Origin of the sequence: Moraxella oculi, from assembly GCF_023336735.1 — a bacterium.
Lineage (GTDB): Bacteria > Pseudomonadota > Gammaproteobacteria > Pseudomonadales > Moraxellaceae > Moraxella > Moraxella oculi.
Genome location: NZ_JAMBAQ010000002.1, coordinates 136,830 through 156,569, shown reverse-complemented (window position 1 = coordinate 156,569; position 19,740 = coordinate 136,830). Strand labels below are relative to the sequence as shown.

Below are 19,740 nucleotides of genomic sequence, written 5' to 3'. Positions count from 1 at the left end.
ACCGACATGCTCATGACAAATCAAGCCCAAATGCTTTATCCAATAAAATGCGTCCCTTTGGGGTGCGCTGGATATAACCTTGTTGGATCAAATAAGGCTCAATGACATCTTCAAGCGTGCCACGATCTTCCGCCATCGCAGCAGCGATTGCCTCAACACCTGCAGGGCGACCATCAAACCTTTGAGCCAGCATCAAAAGATAACGCCGATCCAAATGATCCAGTCCCTGCTTGTCCACAGACAGCATATCAAGTGCCAAGCTTGCCATGTCTTTGGTAACCACACCATCTCCTTTAACCTCGGCATAATCTCGCACACGACGCAATAGGCGGTTGGCGATGCGTGGCGTGCCACGAGAACGCCTTGCCACTTCTGTCGCACCACCCTTATCCATGACTATGCCCATCAAGCGTGCAGCTCGCTCAACAATGATGGTCAAATCAACAACACTATAAAATTCCAGTCGCTGCACAATACCAAATCGATCACGCAAAGGTGCGGTCAGCAGCCCAGCTCTGGTCGTCGCAGCCACCAAAGTAAAAGGCGGCAGATCCAGCTTGATGGAGCGTGCAGCAGGTCCCTCACCAATCATGATGTCAAGCTGATAATCTTCCATCGCAGGGTATAAGATCTCTTCGATGACAGGGCTTAATCTATGGATCTCATCAATGAACAACACATCGCCCTCTTCTAAATTGGTGAGCATCGCTGCCAAATCCCCTGCCCTTTCCAGCACTGGGCCACTGGTAGAGCGTAGGTTACCCCCCATCTCACGAGCAATGATGTTCGCCAAAGTCGTCTTGCCCAGACCCGGCGGTCCAAAAATGAGTGTGTGGTCAAGTGCTTCGTTACGCTGACGGGCTGCTGTGATGAACACTTCCATTTGTTCACGCACTTTGGGCTGACCAATATAGTCAGATAAAGTCGCTGGGCGAATGGCACGGTCCAGTGCATCTTCTTTTTTTGGAATGGGATCAATTAGGCGATTATGACTCATGAATGGCTCATCAGTGATTAGGCGGAATGTACAGGCATTTTGATACCAAACACTGCACAAAAAATGTCATCATTATAATCAAATTTTAGCAATTTGTCGCCTATTTCTTTATCCATCAACACAACACATCACCAGCCAAACAAGACGATCATCATCAATTATTGCCATCATCTTAATCATTGCAAAATATAGACAGACGAAGAACATTCAAGATTACTTAATTTTTTGATGAATTTCAATTACTTAATCAACAACTGTCAAAAAACTCACCTTACATCATTTACGCTCATGTTGCTGACTCATCGCCAAAATCAACAATAAAACAACACATTGACCCATCTTTTAGTATGACTTTTTATTTGTAAAGATTTATTATATACACAGTTTTGATTTTGCGTGTTCTTAATATGAACAAACCATTAATCCACAAAAACTCAACTCTAGTCTCACTGTTATTATTGCATCGGAAGCTGCTTGCCACATTACTTTTGTTCATCTGCTCCATCGGCATCAGTCATGCCAACCCCAGATTTATTAATATGCAAGGCAAGTTTCATAAGGCTTCAAGTACCGAGCTGACCGTTTCTCAGTACGAACTTGCTTTGGTGCAAGTGCTGTCTGAAATCTGCCCACCCATGCTTAATAACCATCAGCGCGTCCAGTTCACACATGCCTATCAGCAACAGTTGCGTTCTTTTATGCCCACCGCTGCCAATCCCAATGATACTCTACGCACTTTATACAACCAACGAAGCTATCGCTCTGCTTTACACAATATTCGTGCATGGACAGCAACCTACCCTCCTGCTCAAAATCGCAAGATATGCTTACAATTTACCGAAGTGGAATTTTAATGCCAGCATCACAAGCACCATTGCCCTGCCATAGATTGACTGGCCTTATCCTTATTTGACAAAAAAGCTTTAGTATCAGAGTTAAAAATGTCTGTAAAATCCGCCAAAACAATTTCAAGCAAGCAAAATCTTTGATATAATCCAAAACTTTTAATCCGATGCCGTTATTGTGATATTTATGATGAATCTACGCTCTTTATTGGCAATGACTTTAGGCCTGACGCTATCAGCCACCAGTTTCGTTGCCCACGCCGCACCAGCAGCACCCACATTGGACAACACCGCCTACATCTTAATGGATTATGACACAGGGACGATTTTGGCACAAAAGAATGCCGACACACCCCTACCCCCTGCCTCACTGACCAAGATGATGACCAGCTACATTCTTGAACAGCGTCTGCTGTCAGGTGAGATGAGTGAAGACACACCGATCAAGATGAGTGAGACTGCGTGGTGTCGTGGCTCTAGCACACAGTCATGTATGTATGTGCCTCTTGGTGAGAATGCGCGTGCGATTGACATTTTGCGTGGCATCATCGTTCAGTCTGGTAATGACGCTTCCATCGCTTTTGCTGAGCATGTGTCTGGCTCTGAATCCGCTTTTGCCAACATCATGAATGATGAAGCAGCAAAACTTGGCATGACAAATACCACTTTTAAAAATGCCACAGGCATGCCAGCAGAAGGACATTTATCAAGTGCCAAAGATCTTGCAATATTGGCACGCGCCATCATCAAAAATAGCGAGCAGTATTACGCCATCTACGCTGAAAAAGAATTCATATATAACAACATCCGCCAACAAAATCGCAACACTCTACTCTACACCGACCCTACGGTTGATGGTCTAAAAACAGGGCATACCTCACAAGCAGGCTATCTGCTTGCCGCATCATCAAACCGTAACAATCTGCGCCTCATTGCCATCGTGATGGGTGCTAAAGGCATGAAAGAGCGAGCCGATCAGATGCGTGAATTGCTCAGTTATGGTTACAGTAACTTTACCAATACTGTCATCGCACCAAAAGGTCAGGTAGTTGCACAGGCACCAGTCAAATTCGGTCAGACCAAGAAGATTGATGCGATCATCAAACATGATTTAAAAGTGTTAAACGATAACGGCATGAAGACCACACCAAGCACCGTCATTCGTTTGAATGATGACATCACCGCCCCCATCAAGCAAGGTCAAGAAATAGGTCAGATGCTTGTGATGGTTAATGGCAAGCAAGTCGCCAGCACGCCAATAGTCGCTGCCGCTGATGTTGAACAGGCAGGTTTTTTTAGTCGCCTTTGGGAAAGTTTTGTTGATTGGCTGTCTGATTTATTCTAACCCATCATGATCAATAAAAGTCGGCAAAGGTCGGCTTTTTTATTTGTTGAAAGCTTGATAATTTGGTAATATAACCATCATCATGTTCTGTGGCGGTAGCAATTTCATGCACCCATCAGACTAAATAAATGCAAAGACCCACCAAACTTTCCAATCACATCAAAAAGAGCGTCGTCATGCCAAATCATACCTATCACCGTCACTTTCCCCAAACTCGTTTACGCCGCATGCGTGTCATGGACGGCATTCGTGAGATGGTGCAAGAATCTCATCTGTTGCCCTGCCATCTCATCGCCCCATTATTCATCATCGAAGGAAAAAATCAGCGTGAACACATTCAATCAATGCCACATATACAACGCCTTTCAATTGATTTGAGCATTGAATATGTCAAGTCGCTTTATCAAGAAGGCGTACGCATGGTGGATATTTTTCCTGTCATCAACCCCCAGTTAAAAACGCCTAATGGTGAAAACGCCTATCATCCAGACACCCTGACAGTGCGTGCCGTTAAAGCCATCAAGGACGCTTGCCCTGATATGATTGTCATGACTGATGTGGCATTAGACCCTTATACCACACACGGACAAGATGGCATCATTGATGAATCAGGATATGTGTTAAATGACATCACCATTGACTCACTTGTCCAGCAGACGCTGGTTCATGCGGCTGCAGGTGCTGATGTCATCTCCCCATCAGACATGATGGACGGAAGAATCGGTGCCATGAGAACTGCCTTAGAAGCCAACGGCTTTATCAACACAGCAATCATGGCTTATTCAGCCAAGTATGCTTCTGCATACTATGGGCCATTTCGTGATGCAATCGGCAGTGCAGGCAATTTAAAAGGACACAAAAAGAGCTATCAAATGAACCCTGCCAACCGAAGCGAAGCCCTGCACGAAGTGGCTTTAGACATTGCTGAAGGTGCTGATATGGTCATGGTCAAGCCTGGTCAGCCTTATTTGGATGTCGTGCGTGAGGTGAAAGACAATTTTGGTGTGCCAACTTTTGCTTATCAAGTCTCTGGAGAGTACGCCATGCACATGGCAGCCATACAAAACGGCTGGTTAAGTGAAGATGTCATCTTAGAAAGTCTGATCGGTTTTCGCCGTGCAGGGTGCGATGGCATCTTAAGTTATTTTGCCTTAAAAGCAGCTCGCATGCTCAATGAATGAATTTTCAATCTCATGACCAACACTCAAAAATTACTCAAGCATAACAATATTTCATTTGCTAAAATACGCACTTCATTTTTATCGTAATCTTTATTTATAGGAAAAAAAGCATGGCTACCATTGTGGCATTCTTTGTGATTTTTTTTGCCATTCGTCTTTATTTTTTGGGCATTTCCATCAAAAATGAAAAGAATCTCATTGCCAAAGGTGCAACACAGATTGGTGAAAAACACTCCAAGTTGCTCGCTGTCGCACACATTGTTTATTATTTTTCTGCGTTAGCCAGTGCCATCATGATTGGTGCAACTTTCAATACCATCTCTGCGATTGGCGTGGCGATGGTGAGTGCATCACTGGTGGTTTTATGGCTCATCATCAAGCAGCTTGGTGAAATTTGGACAGTTAAAATTTATATTCTGCCCAATCACGAAATCAATCGCTCATGGCTATTTCGCACCTTTAAGCACCCAAATTACTTTTTAAACATCATTCCAGAGCTGATTGGTATTGCACTGCTTTGTCAAGCGTGGTGGGTGTTATTGGTTGGGCTGCCCATTTATGGCATACTTCTCCTCATTCGCATCAGACAAGAAGAGACAGCGATGAAGCACTTATTTTAAAATGTGATTAGATTTTAAAAAATGCTGCAATATCTTGTGGCATTTTTTTTGATTGGTTAAAGAAAAACAGTCGCCAAATGAGTGGTTAAAAACACCCTGCCATCACAGAATAGTCAATAAGTAAAGGCAAATGACATACTTAATGACGATGGTGTATTTTCACCATTAAGTATGCTATATTTTTAAAAAAATTACCCAGCATCAACACCATGAAATCGACCAATCCTTATAAAGACAACAGTTTTTATACTTCTGAGCTAACAGCTATTCTACATTCCAAGCGTGCCAACATTTATTATTTAGAACACTGTAGAGTCATGCAAAAAGATGGCAGAGTTTTATACCTGACCGAATCTGACAAAGAAAATCTTTATTACAACATTCCCATTGCCAACACCACATGCATTCTACTAGGTACAGGCACTTCCATCACCCAAGCAGCGATGCGCATGCTTTCACAGGCAGGCGTTTTAGTGGGATTTTGTGGTGGCGGTGGTACGCCGTTACTGATGGGAACACAAATCGAATGGTTCACGCCTCAAAGCGAATATCGCCCAACCGAATATGTGCAAGGTTGGTTATCGTGGTGGTGGGACGAAGCCAAACGCTTAACAATGGCCAAAAAGCTACAACTTACTCGTTTGTCTTTTTAAAAAGACTTGGCAGCGGGACAAGGAATTTCAAAGTTACGGTTTTGATGTTAACAATCAGCAAATCAGCACTTTTTTAGACAGTTATCAAGAGAAAATCGTACAGCAGTATAGCACCAATCATCTACTAACTTTAGAAGGGCGCATGACTAAAGAACTCTATCGCATTGCATCTACCAATACAGATAATGCAGGATTTAGTCGTCGTTACGATGGGATTGATAAGGCAAATACATTTTTGAATCATGGAAACTATCTGGCGTATGGTCTGGGTGCAACAACAGCTTGGGTGCTCGGAATTCCACATGGTTTTGCAGTCATGCATGGCAAAACACGGCGTGGCGCCTTGGTATTTGATATTGCCGATATCATCAAAGATGCGATTGTATTACCACTTGCTTTTATATGTGCAAAAGAAAACGCCAAAGAACAAGAATTTCGCCAAGAATGCTTAAACTATTTTGCTACTTATAAAGCATTGGATTTCATGTTTGAGGCAGTAAAAGAAATGGCATTAAATAAATCTTGGAATGGTTAAATGTTGGTTATCTTTGTATCGCAATGTGAGAAAAAAGCCCTAAAACGCACTCGCCGAATTCTAGATGCTTTTGCCAATCGCATTGGTGATCGCACTTGGCAAACCGCAATCACTGAAGATGGATTAGAAATGGTTAAAAAGCTGTTGCGTCAATCAGCAACCAAATCAACAGCAGTGAGTTGCCAAAGAGTACGAACTCGCCAAAGAATGGAGTTGGTATGGGTAGTGGGTAATCGTAAAAAATTTGATGAAGGAGGCATTGTGGCAGTTAATCGCACAAAACAAAATTTATTACGCAATGAACTGGGGAGCAATTGGCAGAGTTTGGAGGCAATATCAATCATTAGCACACTATCTGCTTTATTGCACGATATTGGTAAATCTACCAAAGGCTTTCAACAAAAACTTACTGCTAGCCCAAGTCGTTTTGGCGACCCATATCGTCATGAATGGATTTCACTCAAATTATTGGTATGGCTCTTACAAGGTTGTCAAACTGATGAACAGGTTTGGCAAAGGCTACAAACGCTTGATGACTTTTTAGCCAAAAACCGACCAATAGCAAAGGATTTACAAGGCAATATTGATCATGGCGGGTTTGATAAGCTACCAACAATCGCACAATGGATAGCATGGCTTATTGTTACTCATCACCGCCTACCGCCATTAATAGATTACTTTTTTAATGCCTCTCAGCGACAACAATACCTAAAAATAGACAACCGCCATTTTAAACGCGACTTAACCAACTACTACCAAAGACACATCAAGCCAATCGATTATTGGGTGAAAAATCCATCATCTATTCAAAATATGACCAAAGAACAACAGGCACAATTTTTTGATTTTGATGATTTGGTACTAGACAGCCCAGCATGGCAAAAACAAATCAAGCGATATGCCCAAAAAGCCGAAAAAAATCTCATGATGCAGCAACTAAGTAAAGATAACAAACCTATTGCTGACCCATTTTTGCTCATGCTTTCTAGGCTAAGTATGATGACAGCAGATCACAGCTACTCCGCCCTAACCAATCAAGATAAAGCAAAACGAGTGGAAGGCAGTAAAGACTGGAAAGGCAGACTGATTGCTAATACCTATCAAAAAACCGAAGGGACCAAAGAACCCAAGCAGGATTTAGATGAGCATTTGCTTGGTGTCGCCCATTTTACAGCTAAATTTTGTCATTACTTGCCTGTTTTGCATAAACAAATGCCCGCACTCAAAAATCACGAACCGCTACTTAAGGACACCAATAATCAAGCATTTCTTTGGCAAAACAAAGCCTTTAAATTAGCACAATCACAAAGCAAGCTGAGTGAAACGCATGGTTTTTTTGGAGTCAACATGGCATCAACAGGTTGTGGCAAAACCATTGGTAACGCACGAATCATGCAAGCTTTGGCAGACCCCAATAAAGGGGCACGATTTACCATTGCCTTAGGACTTAGAGTATTGACCTTACAAACAGGGCAAAGTTTTCGTCAAAACCTAAATTTAACCGACAGCCAGTTGGCGATTTTGGTGGGTGGACAGGCACAAAAACAATTATTTGAACTCCAAAAAACATCAGATGACACCGATCAGTTTGGTAGTGAATCAATGGAGAATTTGATCGATGAATGGGTGGATGCTGATGACATCGATGACATATCAGAGACCATGAATCTAGGAGCTGTAATAAAAGACGACTCAACCAAAAAATTGCTTGGCTCACCAATTGTAACCTGCACCATTGACCATTTAATCCAAGCTTCAGAATGTCAACGAGGTGGTAAGTATATTGTGCCAATGCTTCGGCTGTTTAGTAGTGATTTGATTTTAGATGAACCAGATGACTTTGATCATCATGATTTACCAGCTTTATCTCGCCTAGTGCATTTGGCAGGCTTATTTGGTTCTCGCGTATTACTATCATCAGCGACTTTGCCGCCTGATATGGTTGCTGGTTTGTTTCAAGCCTATTTAGCGGGAAGAAAAATTTATAACGCTCAATTTGACCACGCCTCTCCAAATGTATGCTGTGCATGGTTTGATGAAAATAATCTGCACACCGAACACTGTCAAGATAATGAACATTTTCAAAAGGCTCATGATCAATTTGTCCAAAAGCGTTGCCAATTTCTAACACAGCAGCCCATTCGCCGTCTGGCAAAAATCTTGCCAATTGTTGCTGATTATCATGGCGAAAAGCAGGCAGAATTTTATCAATCAATCGCCACTCAGTTATTAAATCAAGCCAATCAGTTGCATCAGTGTCATCATCTGCTTGCAAACGACAAAAAAGTCAGCGTTGGTTTAATGCGTATGGCAAACATTCAGCCGCTAATGCACATCGCCCAAGCCATGCATCAACTACAAACCATTGACGGACAGGAAAATACACATTTTTATGTCTGCTGCTATCACTCTCAACAAGTATTGGCACTGCGTAATCGATTAGAAAATCGCTTGGATAACTTGCTGATGCGTAAAAATATCTCTGCTAAAGATTTTATCCAACGCACCGACATCGCTGATGCCATTGCCAAACACCCCAACAAAACCAATCATATTTTTATCGTGCTAGCTACAGCTGTTGCAGAAGTTGGACGGGATCATGATTATGATTGGGCAATCGTAGAGCCCAGTTCCATGCGTTCTATTATCCAGCTGGCTGGCAGAGTGTGGCGACATCGTAATGATTTGGTAGCCAATACGCCAAATATAGGCATCTGGCAGCACAATATCAGAGCATTAAAAAATCATTCCCAAAACCGTCCAAATGGCGTTGCTTTTACCAAACCTGGTTTTGAAAGCGAGCAGTATCCACTAGATACACATGATATGAATGAATTGATACCAGTTAACATACTACAAAAAATAGACGCCGCAAGTCGTATTAAAAAACCAACACAACCAAAAAGCAGCTTGGCAGACTTAGAGCATCATGTCATGGCAGATATGATGAATAATCCAAAATTTACTGTAGTAAACGCATATTTTAAAGACGAACACACCTCCAGCCGTCATCATGTACATTTAAACACATTAACTCCCTTTCGAGCAGGACCTACTAATACAGAGTATGTCATCAAGCCCAATGGTTATTCATTCGATGTGTATCACATGGAAATCGCAAAAAATGAAGGCATCACTCATGACAACACCCAAAATAGAACCGTACAACCCTATCAACTACCAACCAAAAGCCCATTGGTCGATGTATGGCTAGATGGCCAACTGGATAAGACACTAACAGAACTGACAAATACATTCCCAAAACTTAGTGCCGACACTATAACAATTCGTTTTAGTAAGGTTGCTTTGGCAGAACATCAACATGGCTATTATTTTGATGAACGATTTGGTTGCTGGAAAAAATATTAACAGTTGCTATTAGCACCAATGGCATGATGATTGGAGCATTTAAGCCGCCTATGGGGCGGTAGACTTGTATAAAAATAAAATAATATTCTAAGCTGCGTATGTGGCAGTGGTGGCATTTTAGCCATTTTGTGGATTTTTTTCAAATTTAATTTTTATTTAAAATATAATAATAATATAATGGTTGAAATTAAAACATCACTGTGTTTTAATACACTCATGATGATGAGCTAATAGGAGATCACATGACAACGGCTTTTACCACTTCACAAATCAATGAAGCAATAGAACGGTTTTTAGATGCGCAATACAATAAAAAGACAGAGAAAGAACAAAAGCAGCTGATTCAGGCAACAGAACAACAAGATGCCGCCAAGATTCATCAGCTAAATACCGCACTAAAAGAAGCCAAACACAAATATCAAAAAAAGAACTGGCTTGCCGAAGCTAAAATAATGGCGGAGAACATACAAGTCGGCACACACATTTCCAAAGGGGTGCATTCATCTTCTCGGGGCGATAATGTTAATTTTGTTCAAGAGGTATGTCATGAGTATGTCAATACCAAAACCATCAACAGTGGTTTTTTGGATGCTAACAGCAAGCGAGGCGCCATCGATTTACCTTTAATTGCCTTTTTTGAGTGGGAGGTCATTGAAGGCTCAGGAATTAAGATGCGTGAGGTAATTTTGCAAAATACAGAAGCTGTGGCACATAGTTTTGATAATGATATTACCCTCTCTAAACAATACCAAGAAACTTTTTTGGCGTGTTTAAACAATCAACTCACAAACCCACAAACTCACGCAACCAATAAACAAATCTTATGGCCTCTATCACAGCAAGATGCAGGCGAAGATGATTACATCAATTTGGTACCACTGCACCCTACCGTACTGGCATACGAAGTAGGTAATATCATCAACCAGCATCTTTATTCAGATGACAATAAATCAGCTCGACAAAATCGCGGTAAAAAAACAACGGAACAAAAACCTTATTTAACCATCAAAGATTTGGTCGCAATCCAATTAGGAGGAACACAGCCTCAGAATATCAGCCAACTGGTCAGTAAACAAAAAGGTCGCAACTATCTACTGCCATCGATGCCGCCGATTTTTAAGCGTTCGCCAACCATTCGCATTCCACCCAACGCCACCAGTATTTTTGACACCAAAGCAGTGCTTTATCATACCAAAGATAACATGGCAGCATTATTTGACATCATCAAAGTTACTCATAACAATGTCAATATCCGTGATGCACGCAAGGCAATCGCATCAAGCATCGCCCGCCAACTCATTCGTATGGGTCAATCCATACAGCAAATACATACTGCTGGCTGGTCAAGGGAATATCATGCCCTATCCATGAGTCAAAAATACTGGCTTGACCCTAAGCGAGCAGATTTGGATGGTGAAGAAGAGTTTAAAAACGAATACGAAACCAAAGATTGGCAAGATGACATCACAACAGACTTTGCTAATTGGCTGCAAGCTTTGCTAAAAGCAGAGTTTACAGACATTGCTCATGAGTTTTCTGATTCAGAACATGATGAGTGGCGAAGAATGATGGCAGATGAGTTGAAACAAGCCGCACGACTAAATAAAGGAGAGTTACTATGAATGATAGTCATATTTATCCAGATTTGGAACCGATAGGCTGTTTACTAATAGATCGGGTTCAAATCATCAATGCCAACGCCATCTCCAGTCCTTTAACTTACGGCTTTCCTGCCATCACAGGATTTACAGGTGCGATACATGCACTAAGCCGAAAAGTGAGTAAAAATGAAACCTTGAAAGACATTCGCCTAGATGGCGTCCTTATCGCTTGTCATGAATGCCAACCTCAAGTGTATCGTGAAAACAGCTATAAAGAGTTCTCTTTTATTCAAACACGCAATCCACTAAAAAGAGACGGTAAGACTGCTTCCATCATTGAAGAAGGTCGTTGTCATTTAACGGTATCACTGGTGGTGGGCGTTTACGCTGACGATGACTTAACCGATGAACAAAAACAGCAACTCATTTCAACAGTCCATCAACTCATACAACAACAACGCATTGCAGGGGGTAGCGTTGTCAAGCTCAACAAAAAAGATGTGAAGTTTTACACCGATGCAGACATCAATGACATTAAACCTAAGCTTTTACCCGCTTTTGTCTTAATGGATGCACACGACAGCTTACAACAAATGACTACCAAATTACAATCTCATCACCCTAAAGCAACAGGGCTAGATGTTCTGATCGAAACAGCAACCTTGCATCACATACCCTCTGATGAAAAAGGGGAAAGTTGGTCAGTTGAAAGCATTAAAAAAGGTCATGGGTGGGTAGTGCCCATTCCTGTTGGCTATCAGGGGATTTCCCCTAAATTTGACGCAACAATCATGCAAAATAGCCGCAACCCAGAATACCCCAGCCAATATGTGGAAGCCATTTATAGTCTTGGCAGATGGGTATTTCCCCATTCCATTAATAATCTTGCGAGTGCTTTTTGGTATCAAACACACGACCATGAACAGGCGTTATATTTGGTTCGCCAAAATAATTGTTCTTAATCCTAAAACCTCAATTTTTTGTCCTTTAATCAAATAGGAGAGTCATCATGACAAAATCCACCACTCTACAAACTCCGTCAGTTTTGGCATTTGAGCGTAAACTGGATATTTCCGATGCTTTTTTTTGGCAACAAGACAGTAACAACCCAAAAAGCCATGCCACCATTGTTACTGTACAGGAAAAATCAGTACGAGGCACGATTAGTAATCGTCTTAAAAAGACCATTATGGATAGCCCATTAAAATTAGATGCCGAAATCCAAAAGGCCAATCTACAAAAAGTTGATGCCAGTAGCCTTGATGAGACGAATGATACTTTGGTTGCAAAATTCACCTGCAAAGTCTTGCCTTTCACAGGAACCCCAAATGTATGCAACAACCTAAGCTATCAAGATAAGCTACTAACAGTGGTAGCGAACTACAAACAATCGCACGGCTTTAAAGAACTGGCCAAACGCTATGCAATCAACATCGCTAATGCCCGCTGGCTGTGGCGTAATCGTGTTGGCGCCGAAAGCGTCATTGTCAATGTTACTTTTAATGAACAAACACTCACTTTTAACGCCAAAAACTTTAATTTAGATGGCTTTGAAAGCAATGATGACAATTTATCCCAGCTGGCTGGCTGGATTGAAAAAGGTCTGTTAGGCGATGATTTTGTCATTTTGACAATTACAGCAGAAGCAATCATTGGCTATGGTCAAGAAGTATATCCTTCACAAGAGTTAGTACTGGATACAGGCAGCAAAAAAAGCAAAGTACTATACCGTGTTGGCGACACCACACAAAATCACGCAGGCATGCATTCACAAAAAATCAGCAATGCCATTCGCACCATTGATGACTGGTATCTAGAAGCCAAATTCCCTATTGCCATTGAGCCATATGGAGCGGTTACAACACTTGGCACTGCTTTTCGCCAACCTAAACAAAAAATGGATTTTTATAGCTTATTTGATGATTGGGTGTTAAATAACAAAGAACCTGAAGATGTCAACCAACAGCATTATGTCATGGCGGTTTTGATTCGTGGCGGAGTATTTGGTGCCAGTGGAAGGGAATGATTGATGAACTTTTATCAAGAAATTACGCTCATACCCAATATTGAAATTACGCCATATTTTATATGGGGGACACTCTATAAACAGCTACATATCGCCCTGGCTGACATCAAAAATAAGCATGGCGTGGATACCATTGGCGTAAGTTTTCCAGAATATCAATATGAGCAAAAAAACGACAAAACCTTTGCCATGCTGGGTAATAAGTTGCGTATCTTTGCTAAAACAAAAGACGAACTAGAAAAACTGGCATTGGGCACATGGCTTAGTCGCTTGGTGGATTATTTACATCTAAGTAGTATTAAGGAGGTTGGTGATCAAGCAACAGGTCATGTTGTGGTTAAGCGATATCGCCATAAAAGCTTACATTTTTATGTGAAAAATTATGCCAAATATCACAACATCAGTTATGAAGAGGCATTAAAAGCTTGTCGGAATTACCGTATTGAAAAACCAGGATTTCCTTTTATTGATTTGACAAGCAATGAAAATGGAAATCGGTTTAAACTCGCCATTCAACAAATTGCCTCCGATCAAGAGGTAAATGGGAGCTTTAATACCTATGGCATCAATAATCCATCAGGGGTAGTAACAGTGCCTCACTGGTAACCATCAAATACATGGGATTGACCTTTATTTTTGACTATTTAAAAACTTTTTTAAAAACAATGAGTTATATCATGGCAAAAAAATAGGGTAAAAATGACTTTTTAGCCTTCTTAGCCTTGATATAACTCGATTTTTGCGTTAAAATTCTAGTTCACCACCACATGCGTGGCTTATAAAATGTAAGTGATGTCTAAATGCAACACTTCAGTGTTCACCACCACATGCGTGGCTTATAAATGATTTGTGTGCATATTTAGATTTTGCTAAAAGTTCACCACCACATGCGTGGCTTATAAAAACGCAAAACTACGCTTTGAAGCTCGCATTTGGTTCACCACCACATGCGTGGCTTATAAACTATGTGGAATTAAAAGCCAGCCCCTTAAAATGTTCACCACCACATGCGTGGCTTATAAAAATAGTCGACATTGGTTGACTGCTCGACGGTTGTTCACCACCACATGCGTGGCTTATAAATTGTAAAAGCCCCTTTCTATCTCTTTTAGTAGGTTCACCACCACATGCGTGGCTTATAAAACAAAACCTCTTATGCCATTTTAGAGCGGTCAGTTCACCACCACATGCGTGGCTTATAAAACGCTAAAAACCCAAACTATCATGGCGTACCAGTTCACCACCACATGCGTGGCTTATAAAGCCAAAGCCTTGAGCGGTCTCGCATTTGCGAAGTTCACCACCACATGCGTGGCTTATAAATCATCAATCTTAGTATTGATTAACTCTGAATGAGTTCACCACCACATGCGTGGCTTATAAACTCAAGAGTCGCACGCAGAAGCTCCGCCCCATGTTCACCACCACATGCGTGGCTTATAAAAAGCGTCTGTGCGGTCAAAATCAGGCAACTCAGTTCACCACCACATGCGTGGCTTATAAAAACTGCTCTGCTTTTAACGCCCACAACCCCGCTGTTCACCACCACATGCGTGGCTTATAAAAAATGCTTCTGCATAGCGACTGGCATGTATTAGTTCACCACCACATGCGTGGCTTATAAATAAAAAAATGCCCATGTTTCATATAGATCAGCGTTCACCACCACATGCGTGGCTTATAAAACGCTAAAAACCCAAACTATCATGGCGTACCAGTTCACCACCACATGCGTGGCTTATAAAATCAAAGAAATCATGGATCATGTAGCCATTATCCATCACCGATAGATATTCTAAAGGAATTTTTATAACAATAGATCAGTTTAAAAAATCTCAACCCATGGGCATTCATAAAAACAGACCAACCACCCAAACCTAGCACCAGCCTCAAAATCATGATAAAATACCGCCACGCTATCTTATCATAGGAACATCACATGGCACATCAGCATATCCCTGAGCAAAACAAAACCAAAGACACCACTTTTGCTTCTGAAGTTGATGCACAACGCATTCAGTTTGAACAAGCGGCATTACACTACCACGAACATCCACGACCTGGTAAAATCTCAGTCACCCCAACCAAGCAAATCGCCAACCAGCGTGATTTGGCACTCGCTTACTCGCCAGGTGTGGCATTGCCATGTCTTGAAATTGAAAAAGACCCAAAACTTGCTGCCAAATATACCGCACGAAGCAATCTTGTGGGCGTGATTACCAACGGTACGGCCGTATTAGGCTTAGGTAATATCGGAGCAATCGCCTCTAAGCCTGTGATGGAAGGCAAAGGCGTATTATTCAAAAAATTTGCTGGAATTGATGTGTTTGATCTTGAGATTAACGAAACCAATCCGGATAAGTTCATTGAGACGGTCGCAAGCCTTGAGCCAACTTTTGGCGGCATCAACCTAGAAGACATCAAAGCACCAGAGTGCTTTTATATTGAGCGTGAATTACGCAGTCGGATGAACATTCCTGTCTTTCATGATGACCAGCACGGCACCGCCATCATCTCAGCGGCCGCCCTATTAAATGCCTTACAGCTTAATGGTAAAAACATTGAAGACATCACGCTGGTATGTTCTGGTGCGGGTGCTGCGGCCATTTCTTGCTTGGATTTGGCGGTGGCTTTAGGCGTAAAAAAACACAACATCTATGTACTTGACTCTAAAGGCGTGATTACCACTGCTCGCACCAACTTAGATGAGTCAAAAGCTCGTTTTGCCAGAGATACGGATAAGACCACCTTGGCTGAAGTCATGATTGGTGCGGATGTGTTTTTAGGGCTGTCAGGTCCAGGCATTGTTACCCAAGACATGGTACGCTCTATGGCAAAAGACCCCATCATCTTTGCTTTGGCCAACCCAACTCCTGAAATCATGCCAGAGTTGGCTCATGCCGTGCGTTCTGATGTCATCATGGCAACTGGTCGTTCAGACTACCCAAACCAAGTCAACAATGCTCTGTGCTTTCCATACATTTTCCGTGGTGCCTTAGATGTGGGTGCGACCGTGGTCAACGAAGAGATGAAGCTTGCCTGTGTTCATGCGATTGCTGCGATGGCACATACCGAGTCGGTTCACCTAGACACCGATGGCAAGACCAGCAAATCATTCGGCCGTGAATATCTCATTCCTGGCCCACTTGAACCAAACTTAATTCTAGAAATCGCTCCTGCTGTTGCCAAAGCAGCAATGGATACAGGCGTGGCGACTTTACCGATCGCAGATTTTGATGAATATCGTCAAAAACTCTCAGAGTTCGTCTACAATACCGCCCTTGCCATGAAACCTGTGTTTAATAAAGCAAAGACAGATCCAAAGCGTATCGTTTATGCCGAAGGCGAGGACATCAATGTACTGCGTGCTGTACAAGTGGTGGTAGATGAAAAGATTGCCAAACCAATTTTACTCGGTCGCCCTAATGTCATCAATCAAGAGATTGCTGCACTCGGTCTGCGTTTGGTAGATGGGCAGGACATTACCATCATCGACCCAAACAACAACCCACGCTATGAAGCCTACTGTGAACACTATTATCAACAGAACCAACGCCATGGTGTCAGCCCAGAACTGGCTCGCCGCGATGTTCGTCGCAAGACCACCTTGCATGGCTCGTTGATGGTTGAGCTGGGTGATGCAGATGGTCTGATTTGTGGTACTTTTGGCTTTTATCACCTACACTTAAAATACTTAAATCAAGTGATTGGCAAGCGTGAAGATGCGTCGAATTTTTATGCCATGAGTGCCGTACTCATGCAAAACCGCAACCTATTCATTGCTGATACCTACATCAACGAAGATCCGACTGCCGAAGAGCTGGCAGAAATGACCGTAATGGCAGCCGCTGCCATACGCCGCTTTGGCATCACACCACGAGTCGCCCTACTGTCGCATTCCAACTTTGGCACATCAGACCGTGCATCTGCCATTAAGATGCGTCGTGTCCATGAAATCTTAAGTAACATGAATGTCGATTTTGAATTTGATGGTGAAATGCATGGCGATGTCGCATTAGATGCACGCCTACGCCAGCAGGATTATCCATTTAGCAAATTGACAGGTTCTGCAAACCTATTAATCCTGCCAACATTAGATGCAGCCAACATCGCTTTTAACCTACTTAAAACCGCCACAGGATCAGCAAGCTTAGGTCCAATTCTACTGGGTGCGGACAAACCTGTGCATATTTTAACACCATCGGCGACCGCACGCCGCATTGTCAATATGACAGCTTTGACAGTCAGTGAAGTCCAAGATAATGAGCAAGTCGCCTGACGCCCTGCCCATTCCCAAACATAAAAAGACTCTCTGATGGGTCTTTTTATGTCAAAACCAGTCAAAATCAACTCAGCTTTTTGTGGTGGTGTGTTATGCAGGTATATCTTGTTGGTGGTGCGGTCAGAGACTCCTTACTGGGCTTGCCAGTCAAGGATAAAGACTTTGTGGTGGTGGGGGCAGATTTTGACACAATCAAAAAGTTGGGCTTCACACAAGTCGGTGCTGACTTTCCTGTATTTTTACACCCAGACACACATCATGAGTACGCCCTTGCCCGCATAGAACGCAAAAATGGCGTTGGCTATCAAGGCTTTTCAACCCAAACAAAAAGCGTCAGCCTGGCAGATGACTTGCTTCGCCGAGACCTTACCATCAATGCGTTGGCTATTGAAGTGATAGGATTGTTCGATGACACACCAACAACAGGAGAGGTCATTGATTTATACGGCGGATTGACAGATTTGAGTAATAAGACCTTACGCCACATTTCACCTGCTTTCACCGAAGATCCACTAAGAATCTTACGAACCGTTCGTTTTTTAGCTCGCTATTTTGAGCAAGGGTTTAAGATTGCTGATGAAACACTCACCTTGATGCAGACAATGGCGAAAGCTGGCGAATTATCGCAGTTGAGTCGTGAAAGAATTTGGGCGGAGAGTATCAAAACGATGCAAACTGGGACGGCTCATCATTATTGGCAAGCACTAAAAACTCTTAGGATTTTGCCCTATTTGTTAAAAGAGCTTGATGATCATTGGCAAAATGACTCTATCTTTAACCAAATCATTCATGACCTCTCTTTGGCAAAAAACCATACCATCGCTGTACAATTTGCCATCATGTGTGGTGGTCATCTGGGCGATGACACAACCAACAAAACCCTAATTCAAAAGATTGCCAATCGCCTAAACACCCCAAACTACCCTGTCCAAATCGCAACCCTACTCACAGAATTTCATGCCATTTTCAACAAAACCCCAAACGCCAATGACATCATTCGCCTAATAGAAAAGACCAAAGCTCATCAAGGCGAACAACGAACTCTAAACGATGTCATCATGACAATTTTTATCGTTACAAAAAAGCCCATCATCTCTAAAAATCAAGCGATGACGCTTCTAAATGATGCCATCAATACCTATAAAAGCGTGGGCATTCATGAGATTGACCCAAGCTTAAAAGGCAGGGAAATTGGCATGGCATTGACCAAGCTTAGGCTATCAAAACTTCAAGACACTCTCAATGAGCATGTCAACGATGCGTGATCAAAAAATTGCCCTCATCACAGGAGGTTCTAGACGCATTGGGGCACAGATTTGTCGCACCTTGCACGCACTTGGTCATCAAATCATCATTCACTACGCCAAAAGTCAAGCAGCCGCACAAGCTTTGGCAAAAGAGCTAAACGCCCTTCGTGCTGGTTCTGCCAAGACGATATGCTTAGACTTTGCGGACATTGACGACTTAGTCAAGCTGAACAGATTTCAATCACAGACATTGGCATTATTTGGGCGTTTGGATGTGCTGATTCATAACGCATCAAGCTTTTACCCAACCGACCTAACATGCGATACCACCACCATCAGCAGCCACTACCATGAACTTTTTTTGACCAATTCAAAAGCACCACTCATATTAAGCCATCTATTTTTAAAAGAGCTGACTGCCAACGCAGGGCAAATCATTAGCCTGCTTGACATTCATGCAGACAATAAGCCCTTTGTGAATTATCCGATCTACACCATGGCCAAATCCAGTCATAGAGCCATGGTACAGGCATTGGCATTGGAGCTGGCACCAGTGGTTCGAGTCAATGGCGTATCACCAGGGGTGAATGTTTTACCTGATGATTTTAGTGATGCAATGTGTAACACTCTACGACAATCCGTCCCTCTAAAAAAAATCGGCACTCCAACAGACATCTCTCAGGCAGTCGCTTTTTTGCTAGATGCTTCTTATATTACAGGTCAGATCATCGCTGTTGATGGCGGTCGCAGCTTGACTTTGTGCGGTGGGCAATATTCTTAACCGCCGTAACTATGCAACGAATGGAAATATGCCTTTTACAAAGGTGCGTAACAAGCAAAAAATTAGAAAAAATAGCTGACAAATGGTATTTTTTCAGTTAAAATTCCCACAATTTTACTTGGATATGGCAACGCTTGTATGGGCTTTTGGCAATATTTGGGTAAAATTGCTTTTTTAACTTTAATATTAATTTTGGAGCAGATAGCCTAATCGAAACAAATTCAAACCCTAGGTTTGATACGATGAAGCTGTAGTTCG

At 42.3% G+C, this 19,740-nt stretch carries 13 protein-coding genes, 1 pseudogene and 1 CRISPR repeat array; of the genes and pseudogenes, 13 read left to right on the top strand and 1 reads right to left on the bottom strand.

The window, feature by feature from the left end:
- Positions 1–10: 10 nt before the first annotated feature.
- Positions 11–997 carry a Holliday junction branch migration DNA helicase RuvB gene (gene ruvB / locus M2R47_RS01865; RefSeq protein WP_249098053.1) on the bottom strand — a complete coding sequence of 329 codons (987 nt, stop codon included), beginning with the start codon at positions 995–997 and terminating at the stop codon, positions 11–13.
- 407 nt (positions 998–1,404) lie between these two features.
- On the opposite strand from ruvB, the gene M2R47_RS01860 reads away from it, so the two are divergent.
- From M2R47_RS01860 to M2R47_RS01800, 13 genes and pseudogenes are all read left to right on the top strand, one after another.
- Positions 1,405–1,851 carry an MCR_0457 family protein gene (locus M2R47_RS01860; protein WP_249098051.1) on the top strand — a complete coding sequence of 149 codons (447 nt, stop codon included), beginning with the start codon at positions 1,405–1,407 and terminating at the stop codon, positions 1,849–1,851.
- A gap of 181 nt (positions 1,852–2,032) precedes the next feature.
- Positions 2,033–3,187: a D-alanyl-D-alanine carboxypeptidase family protein gene (locus M2R47_RS01855; RefSeq protein ID WP_418001174.1), complete on the top strand. Its 1,155-nt coding sequence runs from the start codon at positions 2,033–2,035 to the stop codon at positions 3,185–3,187.
- 176 nt (positions 3,188–3,363) lie between these two features.
- Entirely contained in the window at positions 3,364–4,368 is a 1,005-nt protein-coding gene (hemB, locus tag M2R47_RS01850) for a porphobilinogen synthase (RefSeq protein WP_249098047.1), read from the top strand.
- Positions 4,369–4,478: 110 nt separating this feature from the next.
- A complete protein-coding gene (locus M2R47_RS01845; RefSeq protein WP_249098045.1) occupies positions 4,479–4,988 on the top strand; it encodes an isoprenylcysteine carboxyl methyltransferase family protein in 510 nt (169 codons plus the stop codon).
- A gap of 209 nt (positions 4,989–5,197) precedes the next feature.
- Positions 5,198–6,176: pseudogene (gene cas1f / locus M2R47_RS01840) on the top strand (type I-F CRISPR-associated endonuclease Cas1f).
- Positions 6,177–9,545, top strand: a complete 3,369-nt coding sequence (gene cas3f, locus M2R47_RS01835) for a type I-F CRISPR-associated helicase Cas3f (RefSeq protein WP_249098041.1) — start codon at positions 6,177–6,179, stop codon at positions 9,543–9,545.
- A 242-nt stretch (positions 9,546–9,787) separates the two neighbouring features.
- Positions 9,788–11,167 carry a type I-F CRISPR-associated protein Csy1 gene (csy1, locus tag M2R47_RS01830; protein ID WP_249098039.1) on the top strand — a complete coding sequence of 460 codons (1,380 nt, stop codon included), beginning with the start codon at positions 9,788–9,790 and terminating at the stop codon, positions 11,165–11,167.
- Positions 11,164–12,108: a type I-F CRISPR-associated protein Csy2 gene (gene csy2 / locus M2R47_RS01825; protein ID WP_249098037.1), complete on the top strand. Its 945-nt coding sequence runs from the start codon at positions 11,164–11,166 to the stop codon at positions 12,106–12,108. Before csy1 ends, csy2 begins: the two co-directional genes overlap by 4 nt.
- 47 nt (positions 12,109–12,155) lie before the next feature.
- Positions 12,156–13,172 (top strand): type I-F CRISPR-associated protein Csy3, encoded by a 1,017-nt coding sequence (gene csy3 / locus M2R47_RS01820; RefSeq protein WP_249098035.1) that lies wholly within the window; start codon positions 12,156–12,158, stop codon positions 13,170–13,172.
- A gap of 3 nt (positions 13,173–13,175) precedes the next feature.
- A complete protein-coding gene (cas6f, locus tag M2R47_RS01815) occupies positions 13,176–13,778 on the top strand; it encodes a type I-F CRISPR-associated endoribonuclease Cas6/Csy4 (RefSeq protein ID WP_249098033.1) in 603 nt (200 codons plus the stop codon).
- A gap of 149 nt (positions 13,779–13,927) precedes the next feature.
- Positions 13,928–14,917: direct repeats of the CRISPR family, unit length 28 nt; unit sequence GTTCACCACCACATGCGTGGCTTATAAA.
- A 194-nt stretch (positions 14,918–15,111) separates the two neighbouring features.
- Complete coding sequence (locus tag M2R47_RS01810; RefSeq protein ID WP_249098031.1) at positions 15,112–17,451, top strand: NADP-dependent malic enzyme; 2,340 nt, start codon at positions 15,112–15,114, stop codon at positions 17,449–17,451.
- Positions 17,452–17,546: 95 nt separating this feature from the next.
- The gene (locus tag M2R47_RS01805; RefSeq protein WP_249098028.1) at positions 17,547–18,719 is read left to right on the top strand and encodes a tRNA nucleotidyltransferase/poly(A) polymerase-related protein; all 1,173 of its coding nucleotides are present in this window, start codon (positions 17,547–17,549) and stop codon (positions 18,717–18,719) included.
- Complete coding sequence (locus tag M2R47_RS01800; protein WP_249098026.1) at positions 18,712–19,482, top strand: pteridine reductase; 771 nt, start codon at positions 18,712–18,714, stop codon at positions 19,480–19,482. Before M2R47_RS01805 ends, M2R47_RS01800 begins: the two co-directional genes overlap by 8 nt.
- Positions 19,483–19,740: the final 258 nt, after the last annotated feature.

Bases quoted from the DNA above. Each gene is read 5' to 3' on its own strand.
- ruvB (WP_249098053.1), bottom strand. From the start codon at position 997: ATGAGTCATAATCGCCTAATTGATCCCATTCCAAAAAAAGAAGATGCA.
- M2R47_RS01860 (WP_249098051.1), top strand. From the start codon at position 1,405: ATGAACAAACCATTAATCCACAAAAACTCAACTCTAGTCTCACTGTTA.
- M2R47_RS01855 (WP_418001174.1), top strand. From the start codon at position 2,033: ATGAATCTACGCTCTTTATTGGCAATGACTTTAGGCCTGACGCTATCA.
- hemB (WP_249098047.1), top strand. From the start codon at position 3,364: ATGCCAAATCATACCTATCACCGTCACTTTCCCCAAACTCGTTTACGC.
- M2R47_RS01845 (WP_249098045.1), top strand. From the start codon at position 4,479: ATGGCTACCATTGTGGCATTCTTTGTGATTTTTTTTGCCATTCGTCTT.
- cas3f (WP_249098041.1), top strand. From the start codon at position 6,177: ATGTTGGTTATCTTTGTATCGCAATGTGAGAAAAAAGCCCTAAAACGC.
- csy1 (WP_249098039.1), top strand. From the start codon at position 9,788: ATGACAACGGCTTTTACCACTTCACAAATCAATGAAGCAATAGAACGG.
- csy2 (WP_249098037.1), top strand. From the start codon at position 11,164: ATGAATGATAGTCATATTTATCCAGATTTGGAACCGATAGGCTGTTTA.
- csy3 (WP_249098035.1), top strand. From the start codon at position 12,156: ATGACAAAATCCACCACTCTACAAACTCCGTCAGTTTTGGCATTTGAG.
- cas6f (WP_249098033.1), top strand. From the start codon at position 13,176: ATGAACTTTTATCAAGAAATTACGCTCATACCCAATATTGAAATTACG.
- M2R47_RS01810 (WP_249098031.1), top strand. From the start codon at position 15,112: ATGGCACATCAGCATATCCCTGAGCAAAACAAAACCAAAGACACCACT.
- M2R47_RS01805 (WP_249098028.1), top strand. From the start codon at position 17,547: ATGCAGGTATATCTTGTTGGTGGTGCGGTCAGAGACTCCTTACTGGGC.
- M2R47_RS01800 (WP_249098026.1), top strand. From the start codon at position 18,712: ATGCGTGATCAAAAAATTGCCCTCATCACAGGAGGTTCTAGACGCATT.